The sequence below is a fragment of the Azospirillum thiophilum genome (assembly GCF_001305595.1).
GTDB lineage: Bacteria > Pseudomonadota > Alphaproteobacteria > Azospirillales > Azospirillaceae > Azospirillum > Azospirillum thiophilum.
Genome location: NZ_CP012404.1, coordinates 171,238 through 188,715, shown reverse-complemented (window position 1 = coordinate 188,715; position 17,478 = coordinate 171,238). Strand labels below are relative to the sequence as shown.

The 17,478-nt window shown below is 70.3% G+C and carries 13 protein-coding genes; 7 read left to right on the top strand and 6 right to left on the bottom strand.

The genetic code is table 11. The features are described from left to right. Nucleotides 1–171: 171 nt before the first annotated feature. The 5 genes from AL072_RS23705 to AL072_RS23685 all read left to right on the top strand — a co-directional run bounded on the left by AL072_RS23705 (nucleotide 172) and on the right by AL072_RS23685 (nucleotide 8,481). On the top strand, nucleotides 172–1,680 hold the full coding sequence (locus AL072_RS23705) for a thymidine phosphorylase family protein (protein ID WP_045583653.1): 1,509 nt from the start codon (nucleotides 172–174) through the stop codon (nucleotides 1,678–1,680). 185 nt (nucleotides 1,681–1,865) lie between these two features. Beyond that, nucleotides 1,866–3,470 (top strand): MBL fold metallo-hydrolase, encoded by a 1,605-nt coding sequence (locus AL072_RS23700; protein WP_045583654.1) that lies wholly within the window; start codon nucleotides 1,866–1,868, stop codon nucleotides 3,468–3,470. Beyond that, nucleotides 3,467–4,609, top strand: coding sequence for an HlyD family secretion protein (locus AL072_RS23695; protein ID WP_045583655.1), 1,143 nt, complete (start codon nucleotides 3,467–3,469; stop codon nucleotides 4,607–4,609). Before AL072_RS23700 ends, AL072_RS23695 begins: the two co-directional genes overlap by 4 nt. Continuing rightward, nucleotides 4,606–7,350, top strand: coding sequence for a ribosome-associated ATPase/putative transporter RbbA (gene rbbA, locus AL072_RS23690; RefSeq protein ID WP_045583656.1), 2,745 nt, complete (start codon nucleotides 4,606–4,608; stop codon nucleotides 7,348–7,350). Before AL072_RS23695 ends, rbbA begins: the two co-directional genes overlap by 4 nt. A gap of 3 nt (nucleotides 7,351–7,353) precedes the next feature. Then, complete coding sequence (locus tag AL072_RS23685; protein ID WP_045583657.1) at nucleotides 7,354–8,481, top strand: ABC transporter permease; 1,128 nt, start codon at nucleotides 7,354–7,356, stop codon at nucleotides 8,479–8,481. 147 nt (nucleotides 8,482–8,628) lie between these two features. Here AL072_RS23685 and pgmG read toward each other — a convergent pair whose 3' ends face one another. The 3 genes from pgmG to galU form a co-directional block, all read right to left on the bottom strand. Further along, nucleotides 8,629–10,029 (bottom strand): phosphoglucomutase/phosphomannomutase PgmG, encoded by a 1,401-nt coding sequence (gene pgmG / locus AL072_RS23680; RefSeq protein WP_045583658.1) that lies wholly within the window; start codon nucleotides 10,027–10,029, stop codon nucleotides 8,629–8,631. Between the two features lie 52 nt (nucleotides 10,030–10,081). Next, complete coding sequence (locus tag AL072_RS23675) at nucleotides 10,082–11,413, bottom strand: UDP-glucose dehydrogenase family protein (protein ID WP_045583659.1); 1,332 nt, start codon at nucleotides 11,411–11,413, stop codon at nucleotides 10,082–10,084. Nucleotides 11,414–11,540: 127 nt separating this feature from the next. After that, nucleotides 11,541–12,410, bottom strand: coding sequence for a UTP--glucose-1-phosphate uridylyltransferase GalU (gene galU, locus AL072_RS23670; RefSeq protein WP_045583660.1), 870 nt, complete (start codon nucleotides 12,408–12,410; stop codon nucleotides 11,541–11,543). A 402-nt stretch (nucleotides 12,411–12,812) separates the two neighbouring features. Between galU and AL072_RS23665 the strand changes: the two genes are divergently transcribed. Continuing rightward, on the top strand, nucleotides 12,813–13,574 hold the full coding sequence (locus AL072_RS23665) for an RluA family pseudouridine synthase (protein WP_045583661.1): 762 nt from the start codon (nucleotides 12,813–12,815) through the stop codon (nucleotides 13,572–13,574). An 89-nt stretch (nucleotides 13,575–13,663) separates the two neighbouring features. Next, a complete protein-coding gene (locus tag AL072_RS23660) occupies nucleotides 13,664–14,011 on the top strand; it encodes a GNAT family N-acetyltransferase (protein WP_245636997.1) in 348 nt (115 codons plus the stop codon). A gap of 21 nt (nucleotides 14,012–14,032) precedes the next feature. Here the strand turns inward: AL072_RS23660 and AL072_RS23655 are convergent, their stop codons facing one another. From AL072_RS23655 to AL072_RS23645, 3 genes are all read right to left on the bottom strand, one after another. After that, complete coding sequence (locus AL072_RS23655; RefSeq protein ID WP_045583662.1) at nucleotides 14,033–15,013, bottom strand: endonuclease/exonuclease/phosphatase family protein; 981 nt, start codon at nucleotides 15,011–15,013, stop codon at nucleotides 14,033–14,035. Between the two features lie 52 nt (nucleotides 15,014–15,065). Next, complete coding sequence (locus AL072_RS23650; protein WP_245636996.1) at nucleotides 15,066–15,746, bottom strand: chemotaxis protein; 681 nt, start codon at nucleotides 15,744–15,746, stop codon at nucleotides 15,066–15,068. Between the two features lie 121 nt (nucleotides 15,747–15,867). Beyond that, entirely contained in the window at nucleotides 15,868–17,418 is a 1,551-nt protein-coding gene (locus AL072_RS23645) for a D-alanyl-D-alanine carboxypeptidase/D-alanyl-D-alanine-endopeptidase (protein ID WP_082109107.1), read from the bottom strand. Nucleotides 17,419–17,478: the final 60 nt, after the last annotated feature.

Sequence of the window (17,478 nt, the reverse complement as noted above, 5' to 3'; positions counted from 1 at the left end):
CTCCCACCGAAGGTGGGGGAGGGTTAGGGAAGGGGCAAGACGCCGCACCCCTGAACCACATCCCCTCCGGCCCGCCAATGATCCGGATCAACCGCGGAGCCCGGCGGCCGGCATGGCTGCCGCGCAGGCTCCGCGTCTCAGACCGGCAGGGCCGGGCGTAGACTGTGGGGCATGCTGACGCTCCGACATCTGGCGATCGACACCGTCCGGGAGAATGTCGCCTTCCTCAACCGGCGCTGCACCCGCTACCATGTCGAGGATTTCCTCGGGCTGGGGCGGGTGGAGGTGCGGAACGACGGCCGCTCCCTGCTGGCCGTGCTGAACATCGTCGATGACGATACCATCGTCGGCCCGGACGAGATCGGCCTCTCGGCCCCGGCCTTCCGCCGGCTCGGGCTGGCCGCCGGATCGGCGGTGCATCTGGTGCCGCCCACCCCGCCGGAAAGCTTCGAGCTGGTGCGCGCCAAGGTCGGCGGCGCCGCCCTGGACGACGCGCAGTTGGCCGCGATCATCCGCGACGTCACCGACCTGCGCTATTCCAAGATCGAGATCGCCGCCTTCCTGATCGCCTGCGCCAGCTTCATGACCACGGCGGAGGTGCTGGGCCTGACCCGCGCCATGATCGCCGCCGGCACCCGGCTGAGCTGGGACGGCCTTGACGGCCTTGGCGGGCTGCCGCGGACCATCGCCGACAAGCATTGCATCGGCGGCATCCCCGGCAACCGCACCTCGATGATCGTCGTGCCGATCGTCGCCGCCCACGGCCTGCCGATCCCGAAGACCTCGTCGCGCGCCATCACCTCGCCCGCCGGCACCGCCGACACCATGGAGGTGCTGGCCAACGTCGACATTCCTGTCGAGCGCATGCAGGCGCTGGTGCGCGAGGCCAAGGGCTGCCTGGTGTGGGGCGGCCATGTCCGGCTGTCGCCGGCCGACGACATCCTGATCTCGGTCGAACGGCCGCTGGCCATCGACACCCGCGAACAGCTGGTCGCCTCCATCCTGTCGAAGAAGGTGGCGGCCGGCTCCACCCATCTGCTGATCGACATCCCGGTCGGCCCCAGCGCCAAGATCCGCAATGCGGGCGAGGCGGTGCGGCTGCGCAAGCTGTTCGAGCATGTCGGCGACCGGCTCGGCCTGACGCTGGAGGTGGCGGTCACCGACGGCTCGCAGCCGGTCGGGCGCGGCATCGGCCCGGTTCTGGAGGCGCGCGACGTCATGGCGGTGCTGCGCAACGATCCCGCCGCCCCGGCCGACCTCAGGGAGCGCGCCCTGCTGCTGGCCGGCCGCATCCTGGAATTCGACCCGGCGGTGCGCGGCGGAGCGGGATGCAGCCGGGCGCGCAACCTGCTGGAGTCCGGCGCCGCGCTCGCCACCATGGAGAGGATCATCGCCATGCAGGGACCGCCGCCCGCGGTGGCGACCCTCGGCACGCTGGTCGCCGAGGTCGCGGCCCCGGCCGACGGGGTGGTCGCCTCGCTCGACTGCTACCGCCTCGCCCGCATCGCGCGGCTGGCCGGCGCCCCCAACGACAAGGGCGCGGGCATCGACCTGCTGCGCAAGGTCGGCGAGCGCGTGCGCCGGGGCGAACCGCTCTACCGCATCCATGCCGGCACCAACGCCGACTTCACCTTCGCCCAGGCCTTTGCGGCGGACGACAGCGGGGTGGTGGTGGGGTGACAACAATGCCCTCTCCCGCCCCGGGAGAGGGAGGGGACCCACGAAGTGGGGAGGGTGAGGGGCAGTGCGGGAATTGAGAACCGCATGGTTCCTTCGATCACCCCTCACCCTTCCCACCGCTTCGCGGCGGGCCCCTTCCCTCTCCCGAGACGGGAGAGGGAATGTTCAGAAGAAGGAGCCTTCCGATGTCCCTGTCGCTGACCTTCCACGGCGCCGCCGGAACGGTGACCGGCTCCTGCTTCCGCCTGTCGACGCCCGAGGGCGACGTGCTGATCGATTGCGGCATGTTCCAGGGCACCAAGACGATCCGGGAGCTGAACTACCGCCCCTTCCCCTTCGACCCCGCCGCGATCCGGGCGGTGCTGCTGACCCATGCCCACATCGACCATTCCGGCCTGCTGCCCAAGCTGACGCGGCTGGGCTTCCGCGGCCGAATATTCGCCACCGGCGGCACGGTCGACCTGCTGGACTACATGCTGCCCGACAGCGGCTATATCCAGGAGGGCGAGGTGGAGCGGCTGAACCGCCGCAACCGCCAGCGCGGCCGGGCCGCCGTCCAGCCGATCTACACCCAGGACGACGCCATCCGCAGCCTGCGCCGGCTGCGCCGGGTCGAGTACGACCGCTGGGTCCAGATCCTGCCGGGCCTGCGCGCCCGCTTCTGGCAGGCCGGCCACATCCTGGGATCCGCCTCCATCGAGATCGAAGCCATGGACGGGGGCGCGGAACCGACCCGCATCCTGTTCTCCGGCGACCTCGGCCCCGGCGGCAAGAGCTTCCACGCCGACGCCGACGGCCCCGAGCGGCCCGACTGGATGGTGCTGGAGACCACCTACGGCGACCGCGACCGCACCGACCTCGACGAGGCCGGGCGGCAGGCGGTGTTACGGGCGGAGGTGACGGCGGCGCTGGCGGCCGGCGGCGTGCTGCTGATCCCGGCCTTCGCGGTTGAGCGCACGCAGGAGCTGCTCTACGACCTCGACTGCCTGTTCGACACCGGTCAGGTGCCGGCGGTGGACGTCTTCCTCGATTCGCCGCTGGCCGATGCGGTAACCGGCGTCTTCCGCCGCCATCTCGACGATCTGGAGACCGACGGCGATCCCTTCACCCGCGCCAACCTCCACCATGTCCGCAGCGTGCCGGAGAGCCAGCGGCTGAACAGCCTGTCCGGCGGCGCCATCGTCATGGCGGCCAGCGGCATGTGCGATGCCGGCCGCATCCGCCATCACCTGAAGAACCGGCTGTGGCGCCCGCAGGACACGGTTCTGCTGGTCGGCTACCAGGCGCCCGGCACGCTGGGACGGCTGCTGCAGGAGGGCACGCCCCGCGTCCGTATCCATGGCGAGGAGATCGCGGTGAAGGCGCGGCTGCGCTCCATCGATGTCTATTCCGGCCATGCCGACCGCTCGGCCCTGCTCAATTGGGTTGCGGCACGGCACGGCGTCGGCCACGGCCTGTTCCTGGTCCATGGTGAGGAGGCCGCCCGCGCCTCGCTCCGCCAGGGCCTGCTCGACAAGGGCTGGGCTCCGGAGCGCATCGCCCTGCCCGCGCTGGACGACCGTGTCGACCTCGCCGCCCCGCGCCCGCTGGAACCGGCCGAGCGCCATGCCCGCCTCGCCGCCGCCGGGCTTGCCGGCCGCGACTGGCACAACCGCTATGCCGAGGCGCTGCTGGCGCTGCGCCGCACGCTGGACGCCGCCCCCGACGACGACGCGCGCGACCGCATCCTGGCCTGCGTGATGGGGGCGCTGGACACCGGCGGAAAAGCTGGAAAGGGAACCCTGCCATGACCTTCAAGCGCGTTCTGATCGCGGTGGTCCTGCTGGCGCTGCTCGGCGCCGGGGCCGCCTATGGCTGGCGGGCGATGCAGGGCAACCGGCTGCCCGCCGGCTTCGCCTCCGGCAATGGCCGGATCGAGGCGAACGAGATCGACGTCGCCACCAAATACGCCGCCCGCGTCCTGACCATCCCGGTCGAGGAAGGCGATCTGGTGGAGGCCGGCGCCGTCATCGCCACGCTCGACACCCGCGACCTGGAAGCGCAGTTGCGCTCCGCCGAGGCGCAGTTGCGCCAGTCCCGCCGCACGCGCGAGGAATCGGTGGCGCTGGTCGCCCAGCGCGCCAGCGAGGCCGACTTCGCCGCCAAGGAGATGGAACGGGCGCTGATCCTGTTCGGCAAGGGCCATGTCGCCGAACAGCGGGTCGATCAGGCCCGCAACAGCCGCCGCACCGCCGACGCCGCGCTGGATGCCGCCAAGAGCCACCTCGCCAGCGCCGACGAGGCCATAACCGCCGCGGCCGGCGATGTCGACCGGCTGGCCGATCTGGTCGCCGACGGCGTGCTGAAGGCGCCGCGCAAGTCGCGCGTGCTCTACCGCCTGTCCGAACCGGGTGAGGTGCTGGCGGCCGGCGGCAAGGCGGCGACGCTGCTCGATTTGTCCAACGTTTACATGACCTTCTTCCTGCCGACCGACACGGCGGGAAATCTCGCGCTGGGGGCGGAGGCCCGCATCCTGCTGGACGCCGTTCCCGGCACCGCGATCCCAGCCGCCATCACCTTCGTCGCCCCGCGCGCCCAGTTCACGCCCAAGCAGGTGGAGACCAAGTCCGAGCGCGACCGCATGATGTTCCGCGTCAAGGCCCGCGTCCCGGAAGCGCTGGTCACCCGCTACATCGAGCGGGTGAAGACCGGCCTGACCGGCATGGCCTATGTGAAGCTGGACGACAAGGCGGTCTGGCCCGACTGGCTGGAATCGACGCTGACCCGCGGAGAGTCTCCCTCTCCCCCGCCGATATCTCCCTCTCCCCCCCGGGGAGAGGGTCGGGGTGAGGGGGAGGCACAGCATGACTTCGCCGAGAATAAGCCCCTCCCCACCCCCCAATCCACCCCACGCACCCCCCGGAACACCCCCGCGGGCGAAAGATCATGACTCCCACCCCCGCCGTCTCGCTGTCGGGCGTGCGGCACCGCTATGGCGGGACGGTGGCGCTGGAGGAGATCGCGCTCGACATCCCCGCCGGTGCCGGCGTCGCGATCATCGGCCCGGACGGCGTCGGCAAATCGACCCTGCTCGGCCTGATCGCCACCGCCAAGAAGATCCAGCACGGCACCATCCGCGTGCTCGGCACCGACCTTGCCGACCGGCGCGGGCGGGCGGCGCTCCAGCCGCGCATCGCCTACATGCCGCAGGGGCTGGGCCGCAACCTCTATGCCGACCTCAGCGTCGCGGAGAACCTGCAATTCTTCGGCCGCCTGTTCGGCCTCGACGCCGCCGAACGCCGGAGCCGCATCGCCGACCTTCTGGAATCGACCGGGCTGGCCCCCTTCCCCGACCGGCCGGCCGGCAAGCTGTCGGGCGGCATGAAACAGAAGCTCGGCCTGTGCTGCGCCCTGCTGCACGACCCCGACCTGCTGATCCTCGACGAGCCGACGACCGGCGTCGACCCGCTCTCCCGCCGCCAGTTCTGGGAGCTGATCGCCCGCATCCGCGCCGGCCGGCCCGGCATGACGCTGCTGGTCGCCACCTCCTACATGGACGAGGCGGAGCGGTTCGAGCGGGTGCTGATGATGAATGCCGGCCGCCTGCTGGCCTACGACACGCCGGCGGCGGTGAAGGCGCGGACCGGCGCCGCCGATCTGGAGGAGGCCTTCGTCGCCCTGCTGCCCGGCGATGCCGGGCGCGGCCATGGGCGCCTGGTGGTGCCGCCCCGCCCGGCGGAGGCCGACGGCGCCGAGCCGGCCATCGAGGCGCGCGGCCTGACCCGCCGTTTCGGCGATTTCACCGCGGTGTCGGACGTCGATTTCCGCATCGGCCGCGGCGAGATCTTCGGCTTCCTGGGATCCAACGGCTGCGGCAAGACCACCACCATGAAGATGCTGACCGGCCTGCTGCCCGCCAGCTCCGGCGAGGCGCTGCTGTTCGGCAAGCCGGTCGATGCCGGCGACCTGGAGGGCCGCCGCCGCGTCGGCTACATGGCGCAATCCTTCTCGCTCTATGGCGAGCTGACGGTGCGGCAGAACATGGATCTGCACGCCCGGCTGTTCGGCCTGGACGATGCGGCACCCCGGCTGGCCGCGCTGGTGGAGCGCTTCGGCCTGTCCCCCTACATCGACGCGGTGGCCGACCGGCTGCCGCTGGGGGTGCGGCAGCGGCTGTCGCTGGCGGTCGCCATCCTGCACGAACCGGAGCTGCTGATCCTCGACGAGCCGACCTCCGGCGTCGATCCGGTGGCGCGCGACCAGTTCTGGCGCGACCTGATCGCGCTCTCGCGCGACCAGGGGGTGACGATCTTCGTCTCCACCCACTTCATGAACGAGGCGGCGCGCTGCGACCGCGTCGCCTTCATGAACGCCGGCCGCGTCATCGCCGCCGGCCCGCCCGACGAGCTGCGCCGCCTGCAGCATGCCGAAACGCTGGACGACGCCTTCATCGGCTTCATGCGGCAAGCGGAGGGGGATGCTCAATCCCAAAGCGGGGAGAGTCCCCCTCTCCCGCCCCGGGAGAGGGAGGGGCCCCACGAAGTGGGGAGGGTGAGGGGGGCTCCCCCTCTCTCCACCCGCCGGCTGCTGGCCTATGCATGGCGCGAGACGCTGGAGCTGCGGCGCGATCCGGTCCGGCTCACCGTGGCCCTGCTCGGCACCGTGCTGCTGATGCTGGTCTTCGGCTTCGGCATCACGATGGATGTCGAGAACCTGACCTTCGCCGTGCTGGACCACGACCGCACGCCGGAAAGCCGCGCCTATGTCGAGCAGTTCGACGGCTCGCGCAGTTTCCGCGCCACCGCGCCGGCCGTGGACGCCCGCGATCTGGCGCTCCGCCTGCAACGGGGCGACGCCTCGCTGACCATCGAGATCCCCGAAGGCTTCGGCCGCGACCTGCGCCGCGGCCGGGTGCCGGAGCTGGCGGTGCGCATCGACGGCGCCATGCCCTTCCGGGCCGAGACCATCCAGGGCTACGTCTCCGGCATCCACCAGCGCTTCATCCAGGATGCCGCCACAGCATCCGGTGTCGCCCTGCCCGCCTCGCCGGCCACCCTGGAGATGCGCTACCGCTACAACCAGGCCTTCCGCAGCCTGGACGCCATGGTGCCCAGCACCATCGGCCTGCTGCTGGTCTTCATCCCCGCCATCCTCGCCGCGCTCGGCGTGGTGCGGGAGAAGGAGCTGGGATCCATCACCAACCTCTACGTCACCCCGGTGACGCGGCTGGAATTCCTGCTGGGCAAGCAGCTGCCCTATATCGGGCTGGCCGCCTTCAACCTGCTGCTGATGGTCGCCATGGCCGTCACCCTGTTCGGCGTGCCGGTGAAGGGCAGCCTGTTCGGGCTTCTGCTGGGCGGGCTGGTCTATGTGGTGGCGACCACGGCGCTCGGCCTGCTGATCTCGGTCTTCACCGCGACCCAGACCGCCGCGGTGTTCGGCACCGCCATCGTCACCATGCTGCCGGCCACGCAATTCTCCGGCATGCTGCAACCGGTGGCGACGCTGGAGGGCGGGGCGTGGCTGTTCGGCACGCTGTTTCCCACCACCCATTTCCTGAAGGTCTCCGTCGGCGCCTTCACCAAGGGTCTGGCCTTCCCGGAGCTTCTCCCCTTCATCCTGGCGACCGCCGCCTTCATCCCCGTGTTCCTGGCGCTCGGCGTCGCCTTCCTGCCGAAACAGGAGCGCTGAGCCATGGTCCGCTTCCTCCGCAACAGCCTGACGCTCGCGCGCAAGGAGTGGATCAGCCTGCTGCGCGACGTCTTCATGCTGGGTTTCGTCGTCTATTCCTTCACCTTTTCCGTCTACAGCCAAGCGACCGGCATCTCGCACGAGTTGCACAACGCCGCCATCGCCATCGTGGACGAGGACCGCTCGACCCTGTCGCAGCGGCTGGCCTCCAGCTTCCACAAACCGGAATTCCAGACCCCGGCGATGATCGGCCATGCCGAGGTCGATCCGGCGATGGATTCGGCCCGCTACACCTTCGTCCTCGACATCCCGCCGGATTTCCAGGCCGACGTTCTGGCCGGGCGCAGCCCGACGATCCAGCTGCTGATCGACGCCACCGCGATGATGCAGGCCGGCATCGGCGCCGGCACCATCCAGGGCATCGTCGACGATGAGGTCGGCCGCTTCGTCCGCCGCGAGGCCGACGGGACCGCCGCCCCGGTGTCGCTCCAGCTCCGCGTCGCCTACAACGAGGCGCTCGACACCAAATGGTTCACCGGCACCATGTCGGTGGTCAGCAACGTCACCATGCTGGCCGTGCTGCTGGCCGGCGCCGCCCTGATCCGCGAGCGCGAGCATGGCACGCTGGAGCATCTGCTGGTGATGCCGGTCCGCCCGTCCGAGATCATGACCGCCAAGGTGCTGGCGAACGGCGCGGTGATCCTGGTGATGACGCTGGTGGCCCTCTATGCCGTGCTGCGCGGCCTCTTGTCGGTGCCGCTGGCCGGATCGGTGCCGCTGTTCCTGGCGGGAACGGCTCTCTACCTGTTCTTCGCGACGGCGCTCGGCATCTTCCTCGGCACGGTGGCGCGCTCGATGCCGCAGCTGGGGCTGCTGTTCATCCTGATCGTGCTGCCGATGAACATGCTGTCCGGCGGCTTCACCCCGCTGGAAAGCGAGCCGGAATGGCTGCAGATGGCGATGCAGCTGTCACCCTCGACCCATTTCGTGGCCTTTGCCCAGGCGATCCTGTTCCGCGGCGCCGGCTTCGACGTGGTGTGGCCGCGGTTTGCGGCGACGGCGGGGATCGGCGCGCTGTTCTTCGCCTGGAGCCTGGCTCGGTTCCGGCGGCATCTGGCGAATTTCAGGTGAGGGGGCGTTCTGCCCCCTCACCGACCCTCCCCCGCTTCGCGGGAGAGGGTGCCTTATGCTAAGCGGCGGCAGTCCCCTCTCCCGCGTGAGCGGGGGAGGGTTAGGGAGGGGGCATTCGCCAGCCGAAGCCTGAACACCCCCCAAACCTCAGTGCGACCCGCCGCCCTCGAACGACGGCGCCGCCAGCCCAGAGGCCACCAGCTGCTCGATCAGCGCGCCCTTCAGCCGCTCCAGCCCGTCCTGGCTGTAGGACTCGGCGCGCGCCACCAGCACGTCCTGGGTGTTGGACGCACGCAGCAGCCACCAGCCGTCGTCGGTCGTCACGCGGACGCCGTCGATGTCGTTGACCTTGGCGCCCGACGCCATGACCCGGCCCTTGACCTCCTCGACCACGGCGAACTTGCGTTCCTCGTCGATCTGGAAGCGGGTCTCCGGCGTGTTGACCATGTCGGGCAGGCCGTCGCGCAGGTCCGCCAGCGTGGTGCCCAGCTTGCTGACCAGCCCGGCCAGCCGCACGCCGCAATAGAGCGCGTCGTCGAAGCCGTACCACTTGTCGGCGAAGAAGATGTGTCCCGACATCTCGCCGGCCAGCGGCGACCCGGTCTCCGCCATCTTGGCCTTCAGCAGCGAGTGGCCGGTCTTCCACATCAGCGGCACGCCGCCATGCTTGGCGATCTCGTCGAACAGGGCCTGGCTGGCCTTGACGTCGGCGATGATGGTGGCGCCCGGATGGCTCTTCAGCACGTCGGCGGCATAGAGCGCGACCAGCTGGTCGCCCCACACCACCCGGCCCTTGTGGTCGATGGCGCCGATGCGGTCGCCGTCGCCGTCGAAGCCGATGCCGATGTCGCAGCCATGCTCCGCCACCGCCTTCTTCAGGTCGACGAGGTTGGCCTCGACCGTCGGGTCCGGGTGATGGTTGGGGAAGTTACCGTCGATGTCGTCGAACAGCAGGACATGGGTGCCCGGCAGCTTGGCGGTCAGGCGGCGCAGGATCTCGCCCGACGCGCCGTTGCCGGAGTCCCAGGCGATCTTCAGGTCGCGCGTGCCGTCATAGTCCTTCAGCAGGCGGGCGACATATTCGTCCTGGACGTCGATCTTCTCCGACGAGCCCTCGCCCGTCGCCCAGTCGGCCTTGGCCGCCATGGTGCCGAGTTCGAGGATCTGCTGGCCATAGACCGGACCCTTGCCCAGCATCATCTTGATGCCGTTGTAGTCCGGCGGGTTGTGCGAGCCGGTGATCATGATGCCGGCCGCAGCCTCGCGGTCGCGGGTGGCGAAATACAGCATCGGCGTCGGGCCGAGCCCGATGCGCAGGACATGCAGGCCGGTGGAGACCAGCCCCTCGACCAGCGCCTCCTCCAGCTCCGGCGAGGACAGACGGCCGTCATAGCCGACGCAGACCGTCTTGCCGCCCTTGCGCACCACCACGGTACCGAAGGAACGGCCGACCGCGCGGGCGTCGGCGGGGGTCAGCGTCTTGCCGACGATGCCGCGGATGTCGTACTCGCGCAGCACCGTGGGGTGGAAGGTATGGGCTTCGCTCATCGTCTCGTTAGTCCTCTGTTGGACGCCGTCTTTAAGACCTTATCCGCAGACCTTATCCGCGATCCATCCCGCCGGCCGGCGTCGGCCGGCCGATGGACGTATAGATGAAGCCGGCCTTCGCCATGTCGTCGGGATTGTAGATGTTGCGCAGGTCGATCATCACCGGCCGCTTCAGCATCGCCTTCACCCGCTTCAGATCGAGCGCGCGGAATTCGTTCCACTCGGTGAGAATAGCGACGCAGTCGGCGCCCTCCAAGGTGCCGTATGCATCGCCGGCCCATTCCACGCCGGGCAGCAGCTTTCCGGCCTCGTGCATCGCCGCCGGGTCGAAGGCGCGCACATGGGCGCCGGCCGCCTGCAGCGCCGGGACGATGTCGAGCGACGGGCTGTCGCGCATGTCGTCGGTGTTCGGCTTGAAGGCGACGCCCAGCACCGCCACCGTCTTGCCGTCCACCGACCCGCCGCAGGCGGCGACGATGCGCTCGGCCATCTGCTTCTTGCGCTTGTCGTTGATGTCGACGACCGTCTCGATGATGCGCAGCGGGCTGCCGACCTGCTGGGCGGTGCGGACCAGCGCCAGCGTGTCCTTGGGGAAGCAGGAGCCGCCGTAGCCCGGACCCGGGTGCAGGAACTTCTTGCCGATGCGGCCGTCCAGCCCGATGCCGCGCGCCACGTCATGGACGTTGGCGCCGACCTTCTCGCACAGATCGGCGATCTCGTTGATGAAGGTGATCTTGGCGGCCAGGAAGGTGTTGGCGGCGTATTTGGTCAGCTCCGCCGTCTCCAGCGAGGTGATGACGATCGGCGTCTCGATCAGGTAGAGCGGCCGGTAGAGCCGGCGCATCACCTCGCCCGCGCGGTCGGACGTGGCGCCGATGACGACGCGGTCGGGCCGCATGAAGTCGCCGATGGCCGAGCCTTCGCGCAGGAATTCCGGGTTGGAGGCGACGTCGAACTCGGCGTCGGGCCGCACGCGGCGGATGATCGCCTCGACCTCGCGGCCGGTGCCGACCGGGACCGTCGACTTGGTCACCACCACCGTGTAATGGTCGAGATGCTGGGCGATCTCCTCCGCCGCACCATAGACATAGGACAGGTCGGCATGGCCGTCGCCGCGGCGCGACGGGGTGCCCACCGCGATGAACACGGCGTCGACGCCCTGCATCGCCTCCTTCAGATCCATGGTGAAGGACAGCCGGCCGGCCGCGACGTTGCGGGCGACGAGGTCGTCCAGGCCGGGTTCGTAGATCGGAATCTCGCCGCGCTTCAGCCGCTCGATCTTGCCGGCGTCCTTGTCGACGCAGGTGACGTGCACGCCGAATTCCGAAAAGCAGGCGCCGGAGACCAGGCCGACATAGCCCGTGCCGATCATCGCTATGCGCATCGCGTCCCCCTCATGTCCTTGAAATCAGAAATCCCGTATCGGCCTCGCCCGGCCCAAACGCACGCGCCCGCCGCCGTCCGGCTCAGGGGACGGGGGCGGGCGCGGCATCGGCAATGCCGTCCGTCGGTCAGCAATATTTCCGCAGCATCTCGCGCACCTTGTCGGCCATGTCCGGCCGGTTCAGCGCGTGGGCGAGCGTCGCCTCGATGAAGCCGACCTTGTCGCCGCAGTCGTAGCGGGTGCCTTCGAAGCGCAGGCCGTGGAACGGCTGCGTGCCGATCAGGTTGGCCATCGCGTCGGTCAGCTGGATTTCGTTGCCGGCGCCGCGCTGCTGCTTTTCCAGATGGTCGAAGATTTCCGGCTGCAGGATGTAGCGGCCGATGATCGACAGGGTCGACGGCGCCTCTTCCGGCTTCGGCTTCTCCACGAGGCCGCGCACGGTGGCCAGGCGGCCGTCGTCCTTCTCGACGTCGAGGATGCCGTAGCTGCTGGTGCGCTCGCGCGGCACGTCCACCACCGCGACGATGTTGCCGCCGACCTCCTCATAGGCCTCGACCATCTGCTTCAGGCAGGGGGTCTTGCCCTGGACATAGTCGTCGGGCAGCACGATGGCGAACGGGTCGTTGCCGATCAGGGCGCGGGCGCACCACACCGCGTGGCCGAGGCCGAGCGGCACCTGCTGGCGGGTGTAGAAGCAGCGGCCGGGCGCGATCTCGCTGTGGCGGACCTCCTCCAGCGCGTCCAGCTTGCCGCGCTCCTCGAGCGTGCGGTTCAGTTCGGTGTCGGCGTCGAAATGGTCCTCGATGGCGCGCTTGGAACGGCCGGTGACGAAGACGAAATCCTCGATGCCGGCGGCGCGCGCCTCTTCGACGGCGTGCTGCAGCAGGGGGCGGTCGACCAGGGGCAGCATCTCTTTCGGGATGGCCTTGGTGGCCGGCAGGAAGCGCGTGCCGAGACCGGCGACCGGGAACACCACCTTGCGCACGGGTTTCCGCATTGGACGTCTCTTGTGGTTGAGGCAAGTCGAAATCAAAATCGTCGCACGGTCGCCCGACCGCAAGCGGAGCCGGCGGGAGCGCGACCGTGGTCCGCGCTTTCTGCCACGCCTGCCGCGGCTGCGCAACAAACCTTCCGAGACCGGGCAAAAGGCTAGCCCACAGGGCAGAAATCGAATGAAAAACGGCCTAATGTCCTCGTTGGGGCTGAACTTTATCCGTTCCGTCGAATCCTGCCCCGGACCTTTCTCATAGGCGCCGGGGCCTGGATTTCCCTTGGGAACGGCTGGCGCGACACCGTGCCGCTGTCCCTTCCGCCCCGCCGTTCCGGCACCGCATCGTCCGTATGACGCCGCATCCGCGACGCTTGCACCGGAGGGGGTGCGGCAGCCATTCTGCGCGGCATGATCCCCGACTCGCCGAATGTCCTCCCGCTGAACGCCCCCTTGCTGAATGCGGAGGCGCTGCACGCCCGCGTGCTCCACCGGGACGAACTGTGCTTCGTCATCGACAAGCCGGCCGGTCTGGCCGTCCACAAGGCCGGACGCATCACCGACCATCTGGAGCTCTACCTGCCCCATCTGGCCGAGCCCGGCGGCGAGCCGCCGAAGCTCGGCCACCGGTTGGACCGCGACACCGCCGGCTGCCTGATCCTGGGACGCACGCCCTGGGCATTGAAGCGCTTCGGCCAGATGTTCGCCGCCGGCCATGTGGAGAAGACCTATTGGGCGGTCGCCGACGGCATCCCGGAGGCGGAGTCCGGCGTCATCGACCTGCCGCTGCTGAAACGGATCGAACCCAAATCCGCGACGGGAGCCGCCCGCTCCTCCTGGACCATCCTGCCCCACCCGGACGGCCAGCCGGCGGTCACCGAATACCGCGTGCTCGGTACCGGTCCCGGCGGCTCCGCCGGCCGCTCATGGCTGGAGCTGCGCCCGCGCACCGGCCGCACCCACCAGATCCGCCTCCATTGCGCCGCCATCGGCTGCCCGCTGGTGGGGGAGCCCTTCTACGGCCCGGAGCGCATCCCACCGGGCAATCTCCATCTGCTGGCCCGCTCCGTCGCCTTCCGCATGGCCTTCGAATACCCGGCGGTCGACGCCGTCGCCCCGGCACCGGCGCATATGCAGGACGCCCTGTCCGCCTGCGGCTGGCAGGGCGGGTGAGCGGCGCTGCGCAAAAGGGGATGCTTCCGTCATGTCCGCCGCGCCCCAATGTTAGGGGAAGGACACCAGCAACGGACGGAGCGCACGGGATGGGACAGGCGATCGGACAAACGGGTGGCGGACAAACGGGTGGCGGGCAGGCGGGCGGCGGGCAGGCGGGCGGCGAACAGGCGGTCACCGACAACCGCGCCATGGGCCGGTTCGAGCTGGCGGTCGGCGGCCAGACGGTCTACGCCGACTATCGCCGCAACGGCCCGACCCTGGTCATCTCCTACGTCGAGGCGCCGCCCTCGCTGCGCGGCACCGGCGCAGCCGGCCGCCTGATGGAGGGCGTGATGGAGGCGGCGCGGGCGGAGGGGCTGAAGATCGTGCCGCTCTGCAGCTACGCCGCCCTGTGGATGCGGCGGAACCGCCGGCACACCGACCTGCTGGCATAACCCGCCGCTACCCCCAGGGCTCTATCCCTCCGGCAGCACGAAGCTCGCCACCACCGGCGCATGGTAGCTGACGGGGGACGGCCCGTCGGGATGGTCGACCTCGTCGGTCAGATCCTCGTTGTGGATGGCGACGTCGCGCAGGCGCTCGGTCAGGCGGGGCGAGGCCAGCAGATGGTCGAGCAGCACCGGCGTGCCGGCATGCAGCACGGTGTAGCGCCGCTCCTGCGGGATCGCCTCCTCCAGCGGCTCCAGCACGCGGCCGGCCAACGCGGGGTTTCCGGTGAAGTCGGGAGCGGCACGGATGATGCGCACCGCGGTCTGTTCCAGCTCGGCGTTGCAGTCGCCGGCGACGACGATCAGCGCGTCGGGCTCGGCGTCGAACAGCCGGTCCACCGCGATGCGCGTCTCCAGCGCCTGCCCCGCCCGCTTGATCGACGCGAGGTAATAGCCCTCCGCCCAGCCGGCCGCCGTCTTCCAGGTTGAGGCATCCGCCTTCTGCCCCGGCACCGGGGCGGCGATCGGCGCCCGCAGATGCAGGTCGAAGACATGCAGCGTCCGCCCGCCGGGCAGCGCCACCTCGGCATGGAGCACCGGGCGGTCCCAGCCGACCTCCGTCGCCTCCTCCGACGCCGGGTCGGCGGTGGCGAGCATCACCCGCGGCGGCGGCACCAGCTGGTGGCGCAGCAGCCGCGCCGCCGCGATGGGCCAGCGGCTGACGATCACCGGGTTGTGACGGTCGGCCGGCGACCCGGCATCGCCGGCGGTGACGTGGTAGCCGGCATAGCGCGTCCCCTCCAGCAGGCGGGACAGCGCCCGCAGCACGCGCGGCTCGCTCTTCACCGGATGCTGGGCGTCGACCTCCTGCAGGCAGAGGATGTCGGCCTCCAGCCGCTCCAACTGCGGGCGCAGGGTGGCGATCCGCGCCTCGAAGGGCGGCTCGTCCGTGTCGTCGTCCAGGTTCTCCAGATTGAAAGTGGCGATCCGGACCAGCGTTTCGGCCATGGCGGGCTCCGCGGAAGGACGGCAGGCGGCGGCGTACCGCCGGTCGAGCCTATCAGAACAGCTCGACGTCGCCTTCGATCCGCGACTTGCGCAGATGCTCGATGTAGGAGGATTCGTTGCGGGCGATGTCGTGCAGCGACTCGTCGCCGATCAGCCGGCGCTGGCTGCGCCCGCTGGTGGGGAAGAAACGCACCGCCCGCGGGCTGACGCCGCCGACGTCCCAGCTGATGGTGGGGATCCCCTCCGTCGCCAGATACTCCATGACGAAATCGACGTTGCGCTGGCCGATGTTGGCGGTGCGCAGCGTGTTCAGATTGACGTTGGCCCCACCGAACAGCTTGGCGCGCAGCCGGTCGCGCCGGCCGGTGACGGCCAGCAGCCGGTTGATCAGATGCTCCATCGCCGTGGCGCCGTAGCGGGACGACAGCGACAGCACGTCCAGCCCGGCATCGGGCAGCAGGAAATGGTTCATGCCGCCGATCTCCGCCACCGGATCATACAGGCAGGCGGCGACGCAGGAGCCCAGCGTGGTGGTGATGACGACGTTCGGGTCGTCGGTGACGACGCAGCCGCCGACGACGATGTTCACCACCTCCGCCCCCAGCCGCCGGTCGTGGTAGCGGTTGGCGGCGACGTCCTGCCGTTCCAGCCTGCGGCGAAGGGCGCTGCGCGCGGCCGGGCTGCGGGGACGGTCCTTCGTCATCGGGCGGGCATCATGGGGGGCGAACGTCATGGAAGGTGGCGGGCTCCCGGCATGGGCTATGGGCAGATATAGGACGGATGGACCGTTGGTCCATTCAACGTTGGTCTGATTTTTCACATATTAGTCATATTCCGTACTATGACGGTTGTCGTCAATAGGTTGTGATCCACCGCTCCAGGATTCTGGTCTGCAACGCCCGCGCGCCGGCGGCCCAGGCCCGCGCCTCTGGCGGGGTGGCCGTCACCCGCCGGTCGAGCGCCGCATCCAACGCCGCCCGGCGCCCGGGATCGGAAATAAACAGGACGAAGCCCAGCCGCCGGCCGCTGGCCGCCGTCAACAGGCCGGCCACCCCCTTGACATAGGCCAATGTTCCCGATTTGGCCCGGACGCCCGGGGGCAGCACCTTGCCGTCCTCCTCACCCGGCAGCAGGTCCCACAGCGCCGGGCCGCCGGCCCGCAGCAGCGCCGCCATCTGCCGCGGCGTGGCGCGCGATCCGGTGCCCAGCCCCGAATGATTGGCCAGCCGCAGCCTGCGCCAGTTCGCCCCCTCCAGCGGCTGCCGGGTCAGCCACCCCTGCAGCAGGGCCGCCGACCGCTCCAGCGTGGCGGGGCCGGAGCCGGCGGCAGTGGCGGGATCCAGCCGGCGGGCGGCGGCCAGCCCGATCACCTCGGCCGACAGATTGTTGGAATGACGCAGCAGCCCGCGCGCCAACTCCGACAGCGGCAGGCTGTCCAGCGCAGCCAGCGGCACCGCATTGCCCGGCGCCCGGCCGGCCAGCGGCGGCGGCAGGGCAAGGCCGGCATCGGCGGCCATCCGGCGGAACAGCGTGGCCGTGGCCAGCCCCGGCCGTGCCACCGGCACCCAGACCGGTCGCGGATCGGCTCCGCCCGGCAGTGCGACGCGCCAGCGGTCGGCGCCGTCCGGCAGCAGGGCAAAGGGCCCGCCGGCCGTCATCGGCAGCGCCGCGACGCTGTCCAGCGGCAGCCGCCCGGCGGAGGCGACCGACAGCACCTCCGGCACCGGACGCCCGTCGGCGCCGCGGCGCCACGCCAGCAGGGCCCGGTTGTAGTTCAGCGACAGCGCGCCGATCCCGGTGTTGTAGGCCGCCGCCCAGGGCTGGCCGGCATCGATCTCCCCCAGTTCGGGCAGCAGCCCGCAATCATAGAGGAACCGCCCCTGCACCTGGCGCAGCCCGGCGGCGCGCAGCATGTCGACCAGCTGTGCCAAGCCCTCCGTCGCCAGAGCCGGATCGCCGCCGCCCTGCAGGATCAGGTCACCCCGCAAGATGCCGTCGAGCGGTGCCGCGCTGCCGAACAGCCGGGTGGTGAAGCGGTGGTCCGGGCCCAGCAGGGCCAGCGCCGCCGCCACCGTCGGGATCTTCGCCACCGACGCCGGGATGAAGAGGGTGTCGGCCGCCCGCGCGTCCACCACCTGCCCGCCGACCGGATCGAACAGGATGTATCCGACTGCGGTTTCGTCAAAACCAGGGGTTGCAGGCGCCGACCCCGCCAGGGCCGGCAGGGCCGCGGCCGGCAGCAGGGAGGACGCCAGAAGCGCCCCCAGCAGCCCAAGGACCGGGCGGCGTCCTATCGGCGCCCTTTGCGGCGCCCTTTGCGGCAGCCATTGCGGCGGCCATTGCGACGCGGAGCCGGGATCGCCGCCGGGCGCTGTTTCGGAATCGCTGTCGGGAGGGCAGGTCATCGTCGGGCGGGGTGTCCTGTCTTGGCGGGGGCGGTCGGGCCCTTTCCGCTTCTGAAGGAG

Coding starts and splice junctions, on each gene's coding strand:
- AL072_RS23705 (WP_045583653.1), top strand. CDS start 172: ATGCTGACGCTCCGACATCTGGCGATCGACACCGTCCGGGAGAATGTC.
- AL072_RS23700 (WP_045583654.1), top strand. CDS start 1,866: ATGTCCCTGTCGCTGACCTTCCACGGCGCCGCCGGAACGGTGACCGGC.
- AL072_RS23695 (WP_045583655.1), top strand. CDS start 3,467: ATGACCTTCAAGCGCGTTCTGATCGCGGTGGTCCTGCTGGCGCTGCTC.
- rbbA (WP_045583656.1), top strand. CDS start 4,606: ATGACTCCCACCCCCGCCGTCTCGCTGTCGGGCGTGCGGCACCGCTAT.
- AL072_RS23685 (WP_045583657.1), top strand. CDS start 7,354: ATGGTCCGCTTCCTCCGCAACAGCCTGACGCTCGCGCGCAAGGAGTGG.
- pgmG (WP_045583658.1), bottom strand. CDS start 10,029: ATGAGCGAAGCCCATACCTTCCACCCCACGGTGCTGCGCGAGTACGAC.
- AL072_RS23675 (WP_045583659.1), bottom strand. CDS start 11,413: ATGCGCATAGCGATGATCGGCACGGGCTATGTCGGCCTGGTCTCCGGC.
- galU (WP_045583660.1), bottom strand. CDS start 12,410: ATGCGGAAACCCGTGCGCAAGGTGGTGTTCCCGGTCGCCGGTCTCGGC.
- AL072_RS23665 (WP_045583661.1), top strand. CDS start 12,813: ATGATCCCCGACTCGCCGAATGTCCTCCCGCTGAACGCCCCCTTGCTG.
- AL072_RS23660 (WP_245636997.1), top strand. CDS start 13,664: ATGGGACAGGCGATCGGACAAACGGGTGGCGGACAAACGGGTGGCGGG.
- AL072_RS23655 (WP_045583662.1), bottom strand. CDS start 15,013: ATGGCCGAAACGCTGGTCCGGATCGCCACTTTCAATCTGGAGAACCTG.
- AL072_RS23650 (WP_245636996.1), bottom strand. CDS start 15,746: ATGACGTTCGCCCCCCATGATGCCCGCCCGATGACGAAGGACCGTCCC.
- AL072_RS23645 (WP_082109107.1), bottom strand. CDS start 17,418: ATGACCTGCCCTCCCGACAGCGATTCCGAAACAGCGCCCGGCGGCGAT.